The sequence below is a fragment of the Kribbella sp. NPDC051587 genome (assembly GCF_044453945.1).
Classification (GTDB): Bacteria; Actinomycetota; Actinomycetes; order Propionibacteriales; family Kribbellaceae; genus Kribbella.
In genome coordinates, this window is the sequence record NZ_JBITDE010000012.1 from 238,816 (window position 1) to 257,045 (window position 18,230).

Sequence of the window (18,230 nt, forward strand, 5' to 3'; positions counted from 1 at the left end):
TGGACAAAAGTCGCCCGGACGCGGTCGGGCGCCCGGGCGACTTGTGCCACTCATCGGCAATCGGGTTGCCGGTCAGTGTGAGGAGGAGTGAGCAAGGCCCCTAACCGGCACCGCGAACGGCACAGTCTCGACATTGGCACGCGGCAGATGACGCGGCGTATACGCGGCATCGATCGAGTCATACAGGTGTTGTCGACGGTCACCCCGCAGGCTGGTTTCATGACCCGCCAAGAGAATATGCAGCTTGTCGATGCGCTACGCGCCGCCATCGCGGGCCGCGTTGTGTCGCAGGCTTGTGACGACTGGCCGGCCGCGCGACTCGCCTGGCACACCCACGTGCCACAAGAACCGGCCGCCATCGTCTACGCCACTTGCCTCGACGATGTCCAGAACACCGTCCGCGTCGCCGCGGCATTCGGTTGTTCCGTCTCCGCGCAGCCCCGGGGCCACGGCGCAACCGCGCACACGGCGGACGACGCCGTCCTGCTCCGCTTCGACGGTATGGACGAGATCGTGGTTCAGGAAGACTCCGTCCGGGTCGGCGCCGGAACCACGTGGCGCGATCTCAACGCCGCGCTAGACGGCACCGGAGTCACCTCGCTGCCGGGCAGCAACGGTGACACGACAGTCGTTGGATATACGCTCAGCGGCGGGCTCAGCTGGTTCGGCCGCAAGTACGGTCTGGCAGCTCACCACATTCGGGCCGTCGACGCCGTGAACGCCTCAGGCGACGTCGTGCACGTAACGGCCGACAGCGACCCGGATCTGTTCTGGGCGTTGCGCGGCGGCGGTGGCGAGTTCGCCGTCGTCGTGGCGATGGAGCTCGATCTGCTTCCGGCGCCGCGCATCTACGGAGGACGTCGGCTGTGGTCGATCGAGCACGGCACGGCCCTGCTGCGAGCGTACGGCGAGATCACCAAGACCGCGCCTGACGAGCTCAGTCTGTGGGCCTGGTTGGTGTCGATGCCCGATATCGACGGCGTACCGGAGCCCCTGCGTGGCCGCGCTCTGGTTGGTTTCGGAATGGCCTATTTGGGCGAGCGAGAGGAGGCGGAGCAGCTGCTGGCTCCGCTCTACGCGGTTGCGCAGCCTGAGTCGGGCGCATACTCCGAGCTGACTACCGCACAGATCGCCTCGATCGCCGCCGAGCCCGACGACCCGATGCCTGGTATGGGTCGGACCCACCTTCTGACCGGGCTCACTGACCTGACGATCGACAGCCTGCTCGACGAAATCACCTGCGGGTACTCGCCCCTTCAGGTGGTCCAGATCCGCCATCTCGGCGGCGCCCTCACCAAAGCCACGACCACCGACGGACCGGTCGGCATCATCGAGGAGCCGTACATGGTCCTGCTGGGCGCTGCCGCAGTCAGTCCGCAGCTGCACGGCCAGATTCGCCAGGCTTTCGACCGTGTGACCGCGGATCTGCTGTTCTCGATCAGCGGTCGAGTCCCTATGACCTTCGCGGCTGGGTCCTCGATCGACCAGATCTTCATGCCTACCGCGCTGGCGCGACTGCGAGAGATCAAAGAGCGCGTCGATCCCAACAACCTGTTCCGCGGCAACTATCCCTTGGCGACACGCAGCTACCCCTACTGGTGATGCGCGACCGCCGGCCATGCCCGTGGCAGCGGCACGTCGATCGACTCCGAGGTAACTGGCGTATGCTCAGCGGCCGCGTGCAGCCGGCCATCACGATGCACCACTGAGCCTGCGCGAAGCATGGCCGCGACCAAGTCGCCGGCAAAGTCGTCCGCATCGCAGTTCAGGAGCCGAGCGCCGTCGAGCAGCCAGTCCCGGTCGAGCAGGTAGGTTTCGACGTCGTCCACCGGGATTCCACCGCGGATCATCAACGCATAGGCAAACACCCGGCGCGCGCCGTACCAGACCGCGCCGGCGGGATCGTCGACGAGTCGCTGCGCCCGACGTATCGCCGCAGCCAACGCAGCACCGGCGTCTTCAGGAAGCGGCCCGTGTGAGGGTAACAAGACCCGCGCAGACAGGTCTGCGAGTCGCTCCAGCGACTCCAGCGCCGTCCGGCTCGCCTCGACTCCGTCGAGCGCGAGGTTCACCCAGCCGACGTCATAGTCCGACAAGGCGTCACCAACCACGAGTAACCGCTCCTCCGGTTGCCACAACGCCAAGTGCCCCGGGGTGTGACCTGGTGTACGGATGACTTCCCAGTCGGCCTCGCCCAGGCGCAGTACCTGACCGTCGCTGACTCGCCTGTCAACGGAGTACTGCGGCACCGGCTGATCGAGATACTCCGACACACAGCACCCGGCGTCGCGGCGCTGCAGGGCGTCCGCATCGACCACCGATGCGACGATTCCGGCGCCTAACGACTGAAGCAGCGCGTTGCCGCCTACATGGTCGCTATGCCAGTGCGTGTTCACGACCAGGTCCAAGCGTCGGGTTCGCGCCATCACCCAGGCAGCAGTCTCGGGCGCATGCCCGACGAACCCACTGTCGACCATGGCTGCATGTCTGCCAGGTAGCAACAGAAGGTTGGCGTCCGGGAACGGGCGCTGCTGCCACACCAGCCAACTTGGCAACGAGTGGACGGTCATCCGGCGAATTCGACGATCAGCCTGGCCAAATCGTTCGGCTGGTCCTCGGGCACGAAGGCGCAACTGTCGGCGACCGTCACCAGTTCGGCGTTCGGCAACGTTGCCGCGAGCCGCTCGAAGAGCTGCGGAGCAAAGACTCGATCATCCGCCGCTCGCACCAGCAGCACCGGCTTGTCGAACTCCGGCAGCATCGTCGCGGCGGCCAGCGTGTACTTGCTGTCGACCTCAACTATGAACCGCTTGGCATCGCGACGGATCTGTCCGTCGTCACGGATGGGCCCGAGATAGGAATCCATCACGTCGGCGGGGATCGGCTGCTTGGTCAAGCAGCCGAAAACCGAGGCCCGCGAGTACACAACCGGCAACGGCAACAGCCGGCTGGCCATCCAGATCGCTCCAGGCCAGCGCATCAGCGTGGGGAACCGGTCGTACGGCGCGGGAAAGAACTCCTCGAACGCGTCGCAAGGCGTCAGGACAACCCTGCCGATCCGCTCGGGGTGGTTGGCCATCAAGATCTGCGTCAGCGCACCACCGGTGTCGTTGGCAACGATCGTGACATCGTCCAGGTCAAGCTCCTCGAGGAACTCGAGGATCAGATGAGCGATCCCAGGCGGAGTCAGATCAGCCTGCGGACTCATCGCGATGCTGTGTGCGCCGAGCGGCCAATCAGGTGTCAGGCAACGAAACCCAGCATCCACGACCAGCGGCACAACCTTGCGCCAGAGATTGGCATTGACCAGCAGGCCGTGCACGAACACCACCGGCCGACCCGAACCACTGTCTGTATAGGCGATCCGTCCGCCCGGCAGCACCACCGACCTACGCTCCCCCAGCGCGGGGTCTCGCATGGCTGTCGTCTCCAGACTCATGACGAGGCCTGCCGATCAACGGGGACCGCGGCTTGCAGCGCGGCAAGCGCCGCATCCCGGCCGGTATCCACCGCGGCGCGAAGCGGATCTGGCCGACTCTCCGTCCGCCCGATCCGCGCACTGCCCAACGGCGGCCGGACCTGGATCACCGCGGGGTGCGACGCCAACAGCCGCTCCTCCTCAGCACGGATCTCAACCCGGCTGAGCCACGGCCTGTAGGCACCTGGCGCATTGCGGCTGAACCACTGTGCCATCAGCATCCGCTCACCGCGCGACGGACGTGACTGTGTCTCATCCAGCCGCCTGGTGCGCAAGGCAACGATGTGAGTCGCGCCTTGCGCAAGCGCCGTGCGCACCGGCGTTCCCTCACTGACGCCGGCATCGACATACCCACGACCATCGATCTCCACCGGCGGACCGGCGAGCAGCGGCATCGCGGCCGAAGCACGCAACGCAGCCTGCAAGCTCGCCTGGTCATGAACATGCCTGTGCAGATCCACCGGCTCACCGCTCAGGGCATCGGTCGCGATCGGGTGAATACCCACCGGGTTGTCCAATACGTCCTGGAAGCCCATCGGCATGATCGACGTATACACCGTGTGGACCAGGAATTTGGTGTCCACCACGGGCTGCCCGGAAAAGATCCGCCGCGGTTTGATCACGGTTCCCATGATCCTTGGATCCCACCAGGCGTGCTGGGTGCTCTCCGCCCGGCCACACAGTAGCCAGGCAGCGTTCAGAGAGCCCGCCGAACTGCCGTAGACGCCATCGAAGGCCGGCAGTAGGCCGAGCCGCTCGATCGCGATCGTCATCCCGCTGGAATAGGCACCGCGAGAGCTACCACCTTCGATCAGCAGTACCAGCCGAGCCTCGTCGGAACGCTGCCCCGGCAACGTTCCCTCCGCTATCCGATCACGCATCAACCGCAGGACAGAGTCGTTCACTCTTCCTTTATACCGCCGAGTACAGTCAACAAGCTGTATACGTTCGATGGATACGTATCATCGATCCGTCATGCCGAGGATGTGTTGCATCAGTTCGGTGTGGTAGGTGGCGACCTCGGCGTAGACGCCCGGATGTCCGGGCTCAGCACAGCCGACGCCCCAGGAAACAATGCCGAAGAGGCGACCGTTCAAGACGAGGGGACCGCCTGAATCCCCCTGGCAGGTGTCCTTGCCACCCTCCTTGTAGCCGGCGCAGATCTCCCCCTTGCCGTCCTTGACATAGTTGTCGTCTTTGTAGACCTGCTCGCAGTACGCGTCGCCGAGCACTGGCGCGATCAACTTCTGGAAGGTACCCGCAGGAGCGGTCCCCTTCGTGTCGCCCCAGCCGTAGGCGGTTGGCCGCGCGCCGACTGCATCAGCCGCGGGATCGGGCTCCAATGGCAGCGTGGGGACACCGGTGAAGGCCGTGGCCAGCGTCACTACCGCTACGTCATGACCGGGCTTCTTCTTGTATTCAGGATCTGCCCAGATTCCAGAAATCTTCGAGGTCCTGCCGACCGTGGTGCTCAGCTTGTCGCGACCCTGCACAGCGAGGTAGGTCTCGATCGGCAGATCGACGCAGTGTGCTGCGGTGACCAGCTTGTCGGGTCTGACGAGAGCTGCCCCGCAGAGCTGGCCGTTCGGAAGGGTAGACCACTCGTTGTTCAGCGCGATCACCCAAGGAACCTTGCCCGTGGTAGCCGACGTCCCACCGATGATCGTCGGCGTCGGCTTCGGGTTGGCTGCCTGGGCGTTGCCGACGACTCCGGCTGATGCCGCTACCAGGGCCAGGACGGCGACCGCCGAACGGATGAATTTGAGCTTTCCGGTCATCACACACTCCAGGGGTGATCTTCAGAGGCGAAATGGACAGTCCCCGTTGACATGAGCCTTCGGGAAGGACTCCTGGCCGCGTGCCGAGGTGGACCTCACGCCTCAACCTCGTCTGGCAGAAGGAGCCGGATCATATTTCTGGATGACGCGAAGCGTCAGATCGTTGCTAACGACAACCTTGCGGCACAGACAGTGGATATCCAGTGGATGTCCAGTGGACTGCAGCTGAGATGCTTCCGCGTGCAACGCGATGTCAACGCCGGATGCACTCACCTCTGTTGTGCTGGCGAGAAACGGGAGGAGCTTGAGATGAGCTCGACTTGTGCGACGGACGCAACACTCCACAAGGTCGTCATCGTGACCGGTGGCGCAGGCGGGTTGGGCGCCACGATCGCCGAAGGGTTCCTGGGAGCCGGCTTCTCAGTCGTGATCACCGGCCGGCACGCCGAAACCCTCGCGGCAACTGCGCGATCGCTCGATCCGAGTGGTGAGCGGGTGGTATCGCTGGTGTGCGACAACCGCAACGAGAATGACGTCGCAACGCTGGTGGACATGACGCTCAGCCGATTCGGCCGTATCGACGTACTGGTGAACAACAGCGGAATCGCTGGACCGACCTGCCCGCTGTGGGAATACTCGATAACGGACTGGCAGGACACGATCGACACGAACCTGACAGGCACCTTTTTGTGTTGCCGCGCAGTCCTACCGACAATGATCGGCCAGGGCTCCGGAAGCATCGTCACCATCGGTTCGGTGACGGGCAAGCGCCCGAACCCAGGCCGAGCTGGCTACGCTGCAAGCAAGACCGCCTTGATCGGGCTGACCCGGACGCTGGCCGCCGAAGCCGGACCACACGGCGTCCGCATCAATCTCGTGTCTCCAGGCGCCATTGACAGCGATCGCTTTCGTGCTGTCATCGACGCGATGGCCGAATCCCAAAGCATTTCTGCAGAAGTAGTCCTCGGGCAGGCGGTCTCCGAGTCTCCGCTCGGTCGGCTTGTCGCGGCGGCTGATGTCTCGGCCGCGGTCGTCTTCCTCGGCAGCGATCGAGCAGCCTCCATCACTGGTGAGGATCTCAACGTGTCCGCCGGCTTGGTCATGTACTAGCTATACAACTGCGTCATGAAGACAAGGCCTCACGGCCGCCAGCAATGCGCCCTTCGTGGGCGCCATTATGAAAGGTCACTGAAGTGAACGAACCCCTGCCGGTCGCCGAACCTGTGGCCCAGCTTCCCGTCGGCGTTGGCTGGACGTCGCTGCTGACCGCTTACGGACGTGCTCAGGAAAGCAGAGAGCCCAATCCGCTGTTCACCGAACCGCTGGCGGCGGCATTCGTAGCGGCCACGGTCACGGCTCCAGTTCCGGAGGGCGTCCAGTTGCCGCGCCTCGGCCCGGCGCGCGACGATGCCGGCTCTCGCACCTGGGACGGTCTGCGTTACTACTTCGCGCAACGGACACCGTTCTACGACCAGCAGGTACTCGATGCGGTCGACGCCGGTATCCGTCAGGTCGTGGTCGTCGGCGCCGGCCTCGACACCCGCGCTTTCCGGCTGGATCTGCCTCCGGCCGTGACCTTCTTCGAAGTCGACACCGAGCCTGTGCTCGAGTTCAAGGCCCAGGTGCTCGACGACGAGGAGGCAGTACCCACCTGCCGGCGGATCCCGCTAGTGGCCGATCTGCAGCAGAACTGGACGAGCGCACTGCTCGAGGGCGGATTCGACCGTGCACAGCCGACCTGCTGGATCGTCGAGGGCCTGCTGATGTATCTGGATCGAGCAGAAGCAGATCAGTTGCTCGAGGCAATTAGTGCGGTGTCGGCACCAGGTAGTCGCACAGCCGGCGAATACTTCAATCGACCGTCGACTCGAGCTGACGTCCATTACGACACCGCAGACCCGGGCGACCAGGCCACCTGGGATCTGCTGTTGACCTCGTTCCGGGACAACCAACTCGGGGAGCCCGCCGATTGGATGGCGAAGCACGGCTGGCGAGTCATCGAGGTGACCGACGTGCACAAGGTCGGGCGTGAGTCTGGACGGCCACTCCCACCCCTGCTCGCTTATCTCGAGGACCGGCTGGTGATCTGGCTCTTCGCCGCAGAACTGCGCTGAGAATACCCGGCCCCAACTCACACAGTTTCGTGACTCCGCTGCTCAGCAGTGATCAAGACGGGTCGCCCCCCGAAGTCTGCATCTCTGTTCCGGTCTAGCGTTGCGAGCTTTGTCAACTCGCCATCAACAGGTCACTGGTGTCCTCTACGTGCCGGCCCGGTGAACAGCAGCCGCGGTTGCCCTGGAATGCCGTGGCCGCCTCTGCCCAACAACTGACTGGAACCGTAATGAAGGCTTTGAAAGGCGTCCCGGAGCCAGGTGGCGCACTTCCGTTGCTCGGCCACGCGCTACCGCTGATTCGCTCCCCGTTCGAGTTCTTGCGCAGTCTTCACACCTACGGCGACCTCGTCCAGTTGAGGCTGGGTCCGAGCCGGATGGTCGTCGTCTGCACGCCTGAGTTGACCCATGAGTTGCTGGTCCGCGACCGTGTGTTCGACAAGGGCGGTGCGTTCTTCGAGCGGGCTCGCGATTCAGTCGCCGGCAACGGGATCTTCGCGTGTCCCGCTCATCAACATCGTCGGCAGCGTCGGCTGCTCCAGCCGGCCTTCCACCGAGCGAACCTGCCGTCGTACGCGAGGGTGATGTCCGAAAAGATCGCCGGCGTCGTCGACGCCTGGAGCGACGGGCAGATACTCGACGTGGGCAGGGAGATGCAGACGATCACCAGCAGGATCATGCTGTCGGCAATGCTCGGGGACACTCTCGACGACACGGCCATGGCGGAGATCGACGACAACGTCAGCCTTCTCGTCACAGGTCTCTACGTACGGATGCTGCTACCTGAGGCCCTCGGTACGACACGCATCATTCCCAGCAATCGTCGGTATGTCCGCGCCACCGAGCGCGCACGGCAACTCATCGCCGATGCCATCACATTCCGGCGCGCGTCGACTTCTGATTCACACGACGACCTGCTCGCACGGCTGCTGGAGGTGCGCGATGTCGAAGGCAGCGGGGAAGCCATGTCCGAACGCGAACTCATCGACCAGGTCTCGACGTTTTACGTCGCGGGATCAGAGACCACCGCCAACACACTGGCATGGGTACTCGCACTGTCCGCGCAGCATCCTCAGGTGGCACGCAAGCTGTCCGATGAAGCGGACGCGGCGCTTGCGGGCAATACAGCGACCTGGGATGAGCTGCCGCAACTCACTTACACACGCAACGCTCTCTCGGAAGCGCTCCGCCTCTACCCACCGGCGTGGCTGCTGACCCGGACGACCACCAGCGAAGCCCAACTGGGCGAATACACGATTCCCGCCGGCACGAACGTCGCCTATAGTCCCTACATCGTCGGCCGTCTCCCGGACAGTTACGCCGACCCTGAACGCTTTGATCCCGACCGCTGGTCAGCGGATGCCGAGCGAGTTCCTTCTCGGAACGCCTTCGTCGCCTTCGGCGCCGGCGCCCGCAAGTGCATCGGGGACGAGTTCGGTATGACTGAGGCTGTTCTGGCGTTGGCCAGCATCATGAAGCGCTTCGAGGTCACCAGCCAACCCGGCGACGGCCACAAACCTCAGGTGGGCGCCTCCCTCCGCCCCAAAGCCTTACGCCTCAAGGTCACAGCACGCGGCTAGGTACCTCTGGTCACTTCCATCATTCACCATCTACCACTCAGGGCCGGCGCGCATTGCGCCGGCCCTGAGTGGTGCAGTCCGCCTACGCACCTGCTACCCATCCTGGTCCGGCGGGGTGATTCACGCCGACCGCGCGTTCGATCAGCTTCGGGTCCGACAGTCTGATGGGATGGGTCTCCATCCGGGTCACGGCTCCCCAGATCTCCGAGATCTGCTCGTCGACGAGGGTTGCCTGGATGACCTGCTCGAGCGCCCACCGTTGACGGGCGACATCAGCCGGAGCGTCGACTCCGTGGATCCTGTCCTGCCGTGCCGCGTCGCCTCCCGCCGAGATCGCCCAGGCGGCGTCGACAACTATTCGTTGCAGCGCGAAGAAATCCCCAGCAACCTGACGGACGTCAGGGCCTCCCGCCAGGTATTCAGCCAGGCACGAAGCGTGCAGCGCGGCCGAGGCGATTCCCTGTCCATAGATCGGATTGAAGGACGCCACGGCATCACCGACCGCCACCAAGCCGGCGGGGAATCCGGGCGTCTCTGAGAAGTCGCGCCGCCTGCTGTCGGCTTGATAGAAGGTCTCGATGCCACGAGTGATCGTATTGCCGGCGACCTCGCCGAACGTTGGCGACAACTCGGCACAAGTCGCACGGAATGCCTCTACTGACCGCGCTGCCGGATGATCGTTGTACGTCATCAGCATCATCAGCCACTGGTCGCGCTCGATCACGCTCAAGTAGGCAGCCGTCAAATCGAACGGCATCGAGTTCGGACGGAAGTGCTCGAGCACGAACGCGAGCTCTTGCTCGTCCGCACCGCCGGATCGCTTGACCTGCATCGTGGCGTAGTGAATGCCGGTTTTCACCCTTCGCATCGGTGGTCGCTGGAATCCGTCGCTGTCCAACCACGACGACAGCTTGCTGCTCCGGCCAGTGGCATCAACGACAAAGTCCGCGGACACCAACCCGTCGTCGACAACGACGCCGGAGACTCGCCTCTCGTCGTACGACAAGCCTCTTGCCTGCCCGACCTGCATCCTGACGTTCGGCAGCGCCAGAACTCGATCACGGATACCCGCCTCCAGGAGCGGGCGGCTGCCTACCAGCATCGATGCGTCACTGCTGGGCACCTGCGACCGGCCGTCGTAATACACGACCTGCTGGTCGGGCCTCGCCAGATGCCCACCCCGCGCGACGGTGTCCCGAGCGAAACCAGGGAACCAGCGTTCGATCTGTTTCTGTCCTCCCTGCAGCAACACGTGCCCATGACGGTTCTGCGGAACGCCGCTGCGTGGACCTGCGTGCTGCCCGGCCTCGTCCCGCTCGATGACGACCACCTCCTCGGCGTAGTCGGCCAGGACTCGGGCCGCCAGCAGACCGGCGACGCTGCCCCCCATGACACACGCCGTCCCGAGCAGATCTGTTCGTCTTTCTGGCACCCCGACCCGGTTCAACCTCTCGAAAATCGCCGCTACGGAGTCAGACACTCGAGCTCACCGATCCTTGTCGCTGGGGAGGTTGGCATCGCCGTACAGCCCAGCGCAGCGGGGATGATGCCGCGTAGATGAAAGCTTGCAGGTAGCTCTGGTTGAACACCTTGGGCCAACGACGGACAGCGCCGACATCCCAGGCCAACTGCATCCACTGAACATCTACCGATCTTCATCAGACTGTGAGCAGAGCATTTGAAAGGCAGATCTGTGCGGAGAACGGTCCTTGTCAGCCACGCGATGTCTCCCCTCGGCGTCGCCGTCACGCGGCGGCTCGCTGAATCAGGGCACGCTGTCTACGCCGGCGATCTCGACATCGACGGAGTCAACGCGGCGCCTGCCGCCGCGGCGAGGCGATACGCCGCACAGAAGTCGTTCCTTCTTCGACCGGTCGAACTGGATCCTCATTCACAACGTTCCGTGACATGTGCGGTCGCGACGATCATCAAAGAGCAGCGACGCATCGACGTCATGGTCCACAACGGACTGTGGCCCGTCGCCGATCCAGATCATCGGCCGACCCCTGGATACACAGACAAGGTTCACCACGCCAATCTCCTAGGCGCACAACGGCTCAATCGCGCGGTCGTGCCGCAGATGCGCAGACAAGGCGAAGGATTGCTCGTCTATCTGGGAGGTGCCGGCTACGACGGCGAATCCTCGGTCAGTGCAGCGACGAAGGTGGCTGCGGACTCACTCGCCGCTGTCCATGCCGCTAAAGTCGCCCGTCTCGGTATCGATACCACGATCATCCCCGAACGGTTGATTGCCAAGGGCACCGTAAATGACTCGGCTCTCGCGGCCGCCGTGGCCGCCCTGGTGCTGGCTCCACCCGGCCGGTCCCTTTTCCTCGCACAGATCGACTGATCAGCCGGTAGCGCTCTCTGCGGCCAGGATCTTTCGGCACCACCAGGCCGATGCTACGAGCCTAGGCAGCAGCCGACGGCATGGACTCCTCTTCGTGTCCATACCGGCGGGTTTCATACGTTTTCGATAGCTTCGGCGCGATCAACTGACCCCAACTCTGCGGGATGTGTAACGCAGATACGTAACGGCGCTCGGTGAGCTTCTCATGTCATCCACGCCACCAGGTCGCGCGTCCAGGATGCACCGGGCTCCCATCTTTGAACGCGGGAAGTACCGGCGCAGAACCTGACCGAGGCACAGACGGGCCGACCAGGCTCGATCAACGCCGAGCACTTCCAGAGAAGGGAACGCAGTTGTTTCGATATCGAAGTTTGGCACTGGTCACTGCAGTATCCACAGGGCTCATCGCCGCGTGGGCAATCCCAGCCGCAGGTAGCCACGCACCATCGCTGCCGTCTGCGGCCGTCGCTGCACAGCAGCCAAGAATGCAGCCGGCGTCGCTTTCGCGGCTGAACATCACACTCATCACGGGCGACAAGGTGACAGTCGCGCGACAAGGCGACTCGTACCGCGCTGTTTCGGTGCAGCCCGGCACCGGTCGTGCAGGCATGGGCTTCCACAAGTTCTCGGCCGGAGACAAGCAACTTGTCGTTCCCCTGGACGCGACCGCCCTCGTAGCGGCCGGGGTCGTGGACCAGCGATTGTTCGACGTCAACCTCCTCGCCACTCTTGGTCTCGACGACACATCAGCCCCGCGACTTCCGCTCCTGCTGCACTACGACTCGGCGAATCCGAGTGCCCGATCCGAACTACCGGTGGGTGCCAAGTTCAAACGACAGCTCCCGATCGTCGATGCGGTCGCCATCGGCCAGGAGCGTGCTCAGGCATCTCATATTTGGTCCACCTGGTTGAACAGCCAACGCGCCAAGCGCAAGAGCGGCCTGGCCGGCGGAGTGAAGAAGGTATCTCTCGATGGCGGCGCTCGGCCAAATCTCGACCGCAGCGTTCCGCAGATCGGTGCTCCCGCGGCTTGGAAGGCAGGTTTCACCGGCAAGGGTGTCAAGGTTGCGGTCCTCGACACTGGATACGACGCGACGCACCCCGACCTGAATGGCCGGGTCGTCACGACGAAGGGCTTCGCGCCGAAGGAAGACGGCACCGTCGACGACAAGGACGTCTTGGACACCGAGGGTCATGGCACACATGTAGCGTCGATCGTCGCCGGAACCGGAGCGGCGTCCGACGGCAAGTACAGAGGCGTCGCACCAGATGCCGACCTAATGATCGGCAAGGTCTGCGGGACGCTTGACTGCGAGGACTCGTCGATCATCGCCGGTATGGAATGGGCCGCAAACTCGGGCGCCAGAGTGGTCAACATGAGCCTCGGTGGCGCTCCGACAGACGGAACCGACGTCCTCTCCGAGGCTCTCAACAAACTCACTGCGCGTACCGGGACTCTGTTCGTCGTCTCGGGAGGAAACTTCGGAGAGGCCGGTTCGATCGGCAGTCCCGCCACCGCCGATGCCGCCCTCGCTGTCGCCTCGGTCACGAAGGGCGATACGCACAGCCTCTTCTCGAGCAGCGGTCCGCGCTATGGTGACCTCGCTGTGAAGCCGGACATCTCGGCCCCAGGTAGCCGGATCATCGCCGCGCGGGCCGCCAACACCCCGCTCGCGCCGTACGCGATCAACGACTCGTACGCCGAACTGTCCGGCACGTCGATGGCAGCGCCCCACATCGCCGGGGCCGCGGCTCTGCTCGCGCAGCAGCATCCGGATTGGAAGGCAGCCGAGCTCAAGTCGGCGTTGATGGGCTCGTCCGTCGGCCTGCCAAAGCAAGACATCTACACTCAGGGTGCCGGACGGGCCGATCTCGCGCAGGCGGTGAAGCAGAACGTGCTGGCCATGCCAAGCAGCCTCAACCTGGGTTTGCAACCTGCGCCGCACAACGACGACAAGCCGATCACCAAGTCGGTGACCTACGTCAACACTGGTGAGCGGCCGGTGCACCTTACCCTCCGACTGGATGGTCCTGGCATCTTCCGGCTCAATCGCACTTCGCTCGACATCCCAGCCCATGGCAGCAGTCAGGTCGATGTCACTGCGACCACCTCTGGCCCGGAGGTTGATGGTGGCTACGGCGCATGGCTCATCGCTGATGGCAACGGTTCACCGATTCGGACCACCGTCGGCGTCGGCAAAGCCGTTCCGACTCATCCGCACACTCTCACCATGACGGACTTCGGCGGCCGCCCAGGCCTGAATGACGACGACCACACCTCCGATATGTACCTGTTCAACCCGAAGACGACTGAGCTATACCACGTGCTCAACGGTGCGACAGCCAATATCCCCTCCGGCCACTACGTGCTCGACGGCGCGGTGTCCGTCTTCGACCATGGCGTCGCCGTCAAGGAAGCCACCTACTTCCTGGAAGGCGATCTGGCCATCGGCGATAAGGGACCTATCGTCCTCGACGGCCGGAGGGCGGTCCGGCTCGGCCTTCGTCAGCCCGTGAAGGGAGCCACCTCGGCGGCCGTGGGCCTTGGTGCGTGGCGCACAGTCGGCGATCGGAGCTTTGGCGGAAGCCTCGGACTCGACACCGGCGCGACCACCCTCTACGTCGCGCCGAACCGGACTGGATCGCCGGCAAACTACACGGTCTATGCCAACGCTCTATGGACAGGCGTTCCGGCGGGAACCAACCCGATCGGACAGTATCTGGACAGTCCATATGTCTATTACGACGCCGCCTTTTGGCGTGGCCTCATGCCGAGCCGTCCGGCGGTGGCCACGACGCCCAGCGGCTACGCGCGGGTGAATTCGTCGTACGCCGGTGAGCCCGGGTACTACACCAGCAGCTCGGCATACCCGATCGATCCACGTCGAGGCGCCAATGGCCTTCCGCTGGGTCTCGCGGCCATCCAACCGGCTACGACGGTTAGCCTGCCGCACCATCGAGACGAGTTCTACTCGACGAACGTCGAGTGGGCATTCGGTAGTGACATCTTCGAGTACAACGCCAAGGACGGGCAGCACATCCAGTCATCGATCGCTTCTCAGCCGGTGGCCTTACCCGCAGGTCGTACCACCGAGATCTCCCGGCAACGTGGTGTCTTCGGACCGACTATGGCTGATCGCCGCGCCGGAGACCCCGATCTGAATGCCAGCCCATGGGTGTCGCGAGACGGAGACAGCTTGGACGTCGGCGTACCGAACTTCGGTGACGGCGTTCCTTCTGACATCGGCCACGCCCTCGCCTCGGAGAGGACGACGCTGTACCGCGACGGGCAGGAACTGCGCTCCACGGACACGGCGGACCACCAAGTCTTCGCGTTGCCTCCTGCGCTTGCGACGTACCGATTGAAGAAGGTCATCAGGCCCGCAGTCGGCTGGACGAAGCTGTCCACCGAGATCACCTCGGAGTGGACATTCCGGTCGGAGCGGACACCAGACGGTCCCAACACACCGGTGCCCCTGCTCAACGTTCGCTACTCACCCAAACTGGACGACCGCAACCGAGCCAACGGCGGGAAGTTCGACTTTCCCGTGACCGTACAGACAGCTTTCCAGGCTGATGCCAAGCCGATCACATCGCTCGATCTCACAGCATCCTTCGACGACGGCACGACGTGGCAGAAGGTCCAGGTGAGCCGGACCGGCACGAACACCTGGAAGGCAGAACTCGACCAGCCATCCACTGGCTTCGTGACACTGCGAGCCGTCGCGGTCGATTCCGGTGGCAATCAGGTCGACCAAACCGTTAAGCGAGCTTACGAACTGAAGTAGAACCCATGCAAGCCGGTGGGCTGGGGCGCACTCACCCCCGCCCACCGGCGTTGGAAAGGCACCGTGACCTCAACGTCGACGCGAGACCGGAGGCGGAGCATTGGCAGACAGGTGATGCACCTGGCTGGAAGCCGGCGTTCCTTGAGGATCGCGTGTCACGGGCGAAGAACCATCGTTGTCAGTGATCCCAAATGCTGCCAACCCGGCGAGGACTACGATCAGGATGCCGGCCAGCGCTGCCGGCAGGAAAACCCACCCTTCACCGTTCTCGATTTGGAAGTGTCGCATATCACTCATGTTCCTATTCAACAACGTCCGGCGTTTCCAGAACGTATGGCGTTCGGAGAAGCAGTAGCCACGTCAAAGCTCAGAAGTTGATCCGGAACCAGTCATCGGCCTGACTGACCGGGACGGTGGCGTGAACTTCTTTGTGATGGACATGCCCAACGACCACATCACCGACAAGAGCTGTCACATTTCCCTTGAACCAGTAGTCGCCGAACTCCGCACACCCTCCCCGCACTAAGCGCAACGGCGTCTGTGCGAAGTTTCCGTTCTGATCGGTCCCCCAGACCGTGGCGTTGCCGGCCTCGTGACCACCGCAGACTCTGACGTGCTGACCGTTGTATCCAGCAACGGCGGGACTGACGCCAACCGCGAGCAGGCTGGCGGCGACCGCCACCATGCCACCGAACCCTCTGAGTGTGGCTAGCAACGTCATGGGATCTCTCCTTCGGATTTGGGCATCCACCCGATGTGGTCACCTGATTCAATGACACGGTGCACAGATGGACGCGCGGTCAACGACGAGTCCCAACGGCCGCATCGGGGGAGTTCGCCCGGCATCAAGCTGCGTCGAACCCCGAACCCCATGAGGCGGCCACTTGACGATCCCGCGGAACAGTGTTGCGTATCACTGTTCCGTAACGTGGATACGACCCTCTACTATCCTGGCATGGATCAGCCGACACGGACCTATGCCTGGGGCGACCCGGAACAGCTCAAGAAGACAAGCGAAGGCCTGTCCGGCCTCGAGTTCCTGCGGCTCCTGGCGTCTGGGGAACTCGGGGAGACGCCGATGCTGGCCACCATCGCCAGCAAGATCGTGCGCGCCGACGAGGGGCACATAGAGCTCACCTGCGACACCGCCGAGTTCATGTACAACCCGTTGGGGATGGTTCATGGCGGCGTCGCGGCGACTCTTCTCGACAGTGCCGCCAGTTGTGCGGTGCACACCACGCTGCCACTCGGCACCGGCTACTCGACGCTGGACCTCTCCGCCCATTTCCTCCGGCCAATCACGAGTGACCTCGGCCAGCTTCGAGTCATCGGCACCGTCGTCAACCGCGGCCGACGCACGGCGCTCGGCAAAGCCGAGCTCCGAGACAAGTCCGATCGGCTACTCGCGCACGCCACGGCGTCATGCATGCTGTTTCCTATTGACGCCTGACATCGTCGGATTCACGTGCACAACCACTGCTGACCACCGTGACGAACAAACTCTGAACGAAATCGACAGATGGCCCGCTCCATCACGGAGACGGGCCATCTACCTCTTCGCAGTGCGCAGCCGCTTACCCGACTGCGCTCGTCAGTCTCAGGGAACTCAGTGACCCGGGCTCGTCACCGACACCCTGCAGTGACAACCCGCGCGGCCCGTCGGCTTGATCTCGGCGGCGCGCCCTCCGCCAGCAACAACACCGCCGGCCTTGCTCGGCGCAGCCGTGTCGACGGTTGATGACCGGGAGCCTTGGGAAGGCCGCACCGACTGCGGTCTGCCGCTGACTGGGTGTTGAGGGTCATACGAGATCGGGATCCTGACCGCATTGTGGCTGCGAACCCTGGGTTGCGGGCTCGGATCAGCCCTTTCGGTCGCGGTCGTCGCTCCTCGCTGCGGCGTGTGGTCAGCTGGACTTGCGATGGCCGGTCCGGCAACGGCAAGCGTCGCCAGTGACACTCCTGCTGCCAACGCGTAGGCCAAAACCTTCATTCGATGCCTTCCTTACTGGTGAGTGGGACACCATCACCAACGAAAGCACCAGCGGCATATCGTCAGCGTATTGCTGATGCCTACAGCAACGTGATCCACGGAACGCTTCGTGCCCGAACCTCCGGTCGAGGCGGACGGCTCGTCGTCCACGGGTGACTCCACCCCGTTGGGCGTCATGGCCGCACACGGCGCCGCTTCGCGTGCCGCCAACTCGGGCGGCACCGCGCAGATCGACGCGTTTGCACACGGGTCAATATTACAGACCGTTGACGCAGTCGACAATCTGTCTGTAGACCTGACATACTGTCGATAGACAGAGACATCCACCGTGTTCGACTCAAGGACGGGAACAGACAATGACGGGTGAGGTGACCTTCGAGCTCCTGGGGCCGGTTCGCGCTCGGAGAGGACTTCAGGCTCTGAATTTGGGCGCTCCGCGTCAGCACGCACTCCTCGCGCTCCTCCTCCTCAGCGAAGGACGACAGGTCTCCTCCGACGCCATCGTCAGCGCTTTGTGGGGTCCGAACGCACCCCGCAGCGCGTTCTTGACCACCCGCTCGTACGTGAGCCGGCTCCGACAGGTACTGCTTCGGCAGGACGCGGCCGAGCCGGAGATCCGTTCCGTCGGCGGCGGTTACCAGATCTGCGTCGACCCGACCCAGGTCGACGCTCTTTCGTTCCGCGAGACCGTGGCCGCCGCGAGAGCCGCTCGTGACCGCGGACGTCTTGACGACGCGACCGGGCTCTACCGGACGGCACTCGCGATGTGGCGCGGCCCGGCACTGGGTGGTCTCCAGGGAGCGTTCTTCGATGCTCGACGAACCTGGCTGGAGGAGCAGCGCCGTGCCGCGAGCCACGCGCTGTGGGAGCTGGAGATCGAGCAGGGCCACTGCGAGGAGGCCGTCGCCGACCTGACCGAGGCGACCACGGCCAACCCCTTCGACGAGGGCTTGTGGCAGCTCTTGATGATCGCCTTCACGCGAGCGGATCGACGCGCCGACGCGCTGTCCGCCTACCAACAGGTGAGCTCCCTGCTGGACTCCGAGCTCGGCCTCGAACCGGGCCCGGGTCTCCGCTCTGCCCGAGCCCAAATCATCTCCGGACAGCTGCGCACGGCTCCGCGACCCGCAGCCTACGTCCGCGCCGTCGCCTAGC

General features: G+C 64.1%; 14 protein-coding genes. 8 read left to right on the forward strand and 6 right to left on the reverse strand.

The features are described 5' to 3' along the window. Positions 1 to 87 precede the first annotated feature (87 nt). On the forward strand, positions 88 to 1,602 hold the full coding sequence (locus ACIA49_RS33390; protein WP_396381925.1) for an FAD-binding oxidoreductase: 1,515 nt from the start codon (positions 88 to 90) through the stop codon (positions 1,600 to 1,602). Here the strand turns inward: ACIA49_RS33390 and ACIA49_RS33395 are convergent. The 4 genes from ACIA49_RS33395 to ACIA49_RS33410 form a co-directional block, all read right to left on the reverse strand. Then, positions 1,593 to 2,570: an MBL fold metallo-hydrolase gene (locus tag ACIA49_RS33395; protein ID WP_396381926.1), complete on the reverse strand. Its 978-nt coding sequence runs from the start codon at positions 2,568 to 2,570 to the stop codon at positions 1,593 to 1,595. The two genes, ACIA49_RS33390 and ACIA49_RS33395, sit on opposite strands and share 10 nt — an antisense overlap. Then, positions 2,567 to 3,439, reverse strand: a complete 873-nt coding sequence (locus tag ACIA49_RS33400; protein ID WP_396381927.1) for an alpha/beta fold hydrolase — start codon at positions 3,437 to 3,439, stop codon at positions 2,567 to 2,569. The genes ACIA49_RS33395 and ACIA49_RS33400 overlap by 4 nt, the downstream gene beginning before the upstream one ends. After that, the gene (locus ACIA49_RS33405; RefSeq protein ID WP_396381980.1) at positions 3,436 to 4,359 is read right to left on the reverse strand and encodes a patatin family protein; all 924 of its coding nucleotides are present in this window, start codon (positions 4,357 to 4,359) and stop codon (positions 3,436 to 3,438) included. The genes ACIA49_RS33400 and ACIA49_RS33405 overlap by 4 nt, the downstream gene beginning before the upstream one ends. A gap of 81 nt (positions 4,360 to 4,440) precedes the next feature. Beyond that, entirely contained in the window at positions 4,441 to 5,256 is an 816-nt protein-coding gene (locus ACIA49_RS33410) for a S1 family peptidase (RefSeq protein WP_396381928.1), read from the reverse strand. Positions 5,257 to 5,613: 357 nt separating this feature from the next. Between ACIA49_RS33410 and ACIA49_RS33415 the strand changes: the two genes are divergently transcribed. The 3 genes from ACIA49_RS33415 to ACIA49_RS33425 all read left to right on the forward strand — a co-directional run bounded on the left by ACIA49_RS33415 (position 5,614) and on the right by ACIA49_RS33425 (position 8,947). Continuing rightward, entirely contained in the window at positions 5,614 to 6,366 is a 753-nt protein-coding gene (locus ACIA49_RS33415; protein ID WP_396381929.1) for an SDR family NAD(P)-dependent oxidoreductase, read from the forward strand. 83 nt (positions 6,367 to 6,449) lie between these two features. Continuing rightward, a complete protein-coding gene (locus tag ACIA49_RS33420; RefSeq protein ID WP_396381930.1) occupies positions 6,450 to 7,370 on the forward strand; it encodes an SAM-dependent methyltransferase in 921 nt (306 codons plus the stop codon). Positions 7,371 to 7,597: 227 nt separating this feature from the next. Further along, positions 7,598 to 8,947 carry a cytochrome P450 gene (locus ACIA49_RS33425; protein ID WP_396381932.1) on the forward strand — a complete coding sequence of 450 codons (1,350 nt, stop codon included), beginning with the start codon at positions 7,598 to 7,600 and terminating at the stop codon, positions 8,945 to 8,947. Positions 8,948 to 9,029: 82 nt separating this feature from the next. Here ACIA49_RS33425 and ACIA49_RS33430 read toward each other — a convergent pair whose 3' ends face one another. Then, positions 9,030 to 10,337 (reverse strand): NAD(P)/FAD-dependent oxidoreductase, encoded by a 1,308-nt coding sequence (locus ACIA49_RS33430; RefSeq protein ID WP_396381933.1) that lies wholly within the window; start codon positions 10,335 to 10,337, stop codon positions 9,030 to 9,032. Positions 10,338 to 10,640: 303 nt separating this feature from the next. Between ACIA49_RS33430 and ACIA49_RS33435 the strand changes: the two genes are divergently transcribed. Together ACIA49_RS33435 and ACIA49_RS33440 are read left to right on the forward strand one after the other, a co-directional pair. Further along, positions 10,641 to 11,297 carry an SDR family NAD(P)-dependent oxidoreductase gene (locus ACIA49_RS33435; RefSeq protein WP_396381934.1) on the forward strand — a complete coding sequence of 219 codons (657 nt, stop codon included), beginning with the start codon at positions 10,641 to 10,643 and terminating at the stop codon, positions 11,295 to 11,297. A gap of 485 nt (positions 11,298 to 11,782) precedes the next feature. Further along, positions 11,783 to 15,085 carry a S8 family serine peptidase gene (locus ACIA49_RS33440; protein WP_396381935.1) on the forward strand — a complete coding sequence of 1,101 codons (3,303 nt, stop codon included), beginning with the start codon at positions 11,783 to 11,785 and terminating at the stop codon, positions 15,083 to 15,085. Between the two features lie 367 nt (positions 15,086 to 15,452). Here the strand turns inward: ACIA49_RS33440 and ACIA49_RS33445 are convergent, their stop codons facing one another. Continuing rightward, positions 15,453 to 15,806: a hypothetical protein gene (locus ACIA49_RS33445; protein WP_396381936.1), complete on the reverse strand. Its 354-nt coding sequence runs from the start codon at positions 15,804 to 15,806 to the stop codon at positions 15,453 to 15,455. A 234-nt stretch (positions 15,807 to 16,040) separates the two neighbouring features. Here ACIA49_RS33445 and ACIA49_RS33450 point away from each other — a divergent pair, with 234 nt between their 5' ends. Both ACIA49_RS33450 and ACIA49_RS33455 read left to right on the forward strand, forming a co-directional pair. Next, positions 16,041 to 16,535, forward strand: a complete 495-nt coding sequence (locus tag ACIA49_RS33450) for a PaaI family thioesterase (protein WP_396381937.1) — start codon at positions 16,041 to 16,043, stop codon at positions 16,533 to 16,535. Between the two features lie 965 nt (positions 16,536 to 17,500). Then, on the forward strand, positions 17,501 to 18,229 hold the full coding sequence (locus ACIA49_RS33455; protein ID WP_396381938.1) for a BTAD domain-containing putative transcriptional regulator: 729 nt from the start codon (positions 17,501 to 17,503) through the stop codon (positions 18,227 to 18,229). The last annotated feature ends 1 nt before the right edge of the window (position 18,230 follow it).

Coding starts and splice junctions, on each gene's coding strand:
- ACIA49_RS33410 (WP_396381928.1), bottom strand. CDS start 5,256: ATGACCGGAAAGCTCAAATTCATCCGTTCGGCGGTCGCCGTCCTGGCC.
- ACIA49_RS33440 (WP_396381935.1), top strand. CDS start 11,783: ATGCAGCCGGCGTCGCTTTCGCGGCTGAACATCACACTCATCACGGGC.
- ACIA49_RS33400 (WP_396381927.1), bottom strand. CDS start 3,439: ATGAGTCTGGAGACGACAGCCATGCGAGACCCCGCGCTGGGGGAGCGT.
- ACIA49_RS33445 (WP_396381936.1), bottom strand. CDS start 15,806: ATGACGTTGCTAGCCACACTCAGAGGGTTCGGTGGCATGGTGGCGGTC.
- ACIA49_RS33425 (WP_396381932.1), top strand. CDS start 7,598: ATGAAGGCTTTGAAAGGCGTCCCGGAGCCAGGTGGCGCACTTCCGTTG.
- ACIA49_RS33450 (WP_396381937.1), top strand. CDS start 16,041: ATGGATCAGCCGACACGGACCTATGCCTGGGGCGACCCGGAACAGCTC.
- ACIA49_RS33430 (WP_396381933.1), bottom strand. CDS start 10,337: ATGGGGGGCAGCGTCGCCGGTCTGCTGGCGGCCCGAGTCCTGGCCGAC.
- ACIA49_RS33395 (WP_396381926.1), bottom strand. CDS start 2,570: ATGACCGTCCACTCGTTGCCAAGTTGGCTGGTGTGGCAGCAGCGCCCG.
- ACIA49_RS33405 (WP_396381980.1), bottom strand. CDS start 4,359: ATGCGTGATCGGATAGCGGAGGGAACGTTGCCGGGGCAGCGTTCCGAC.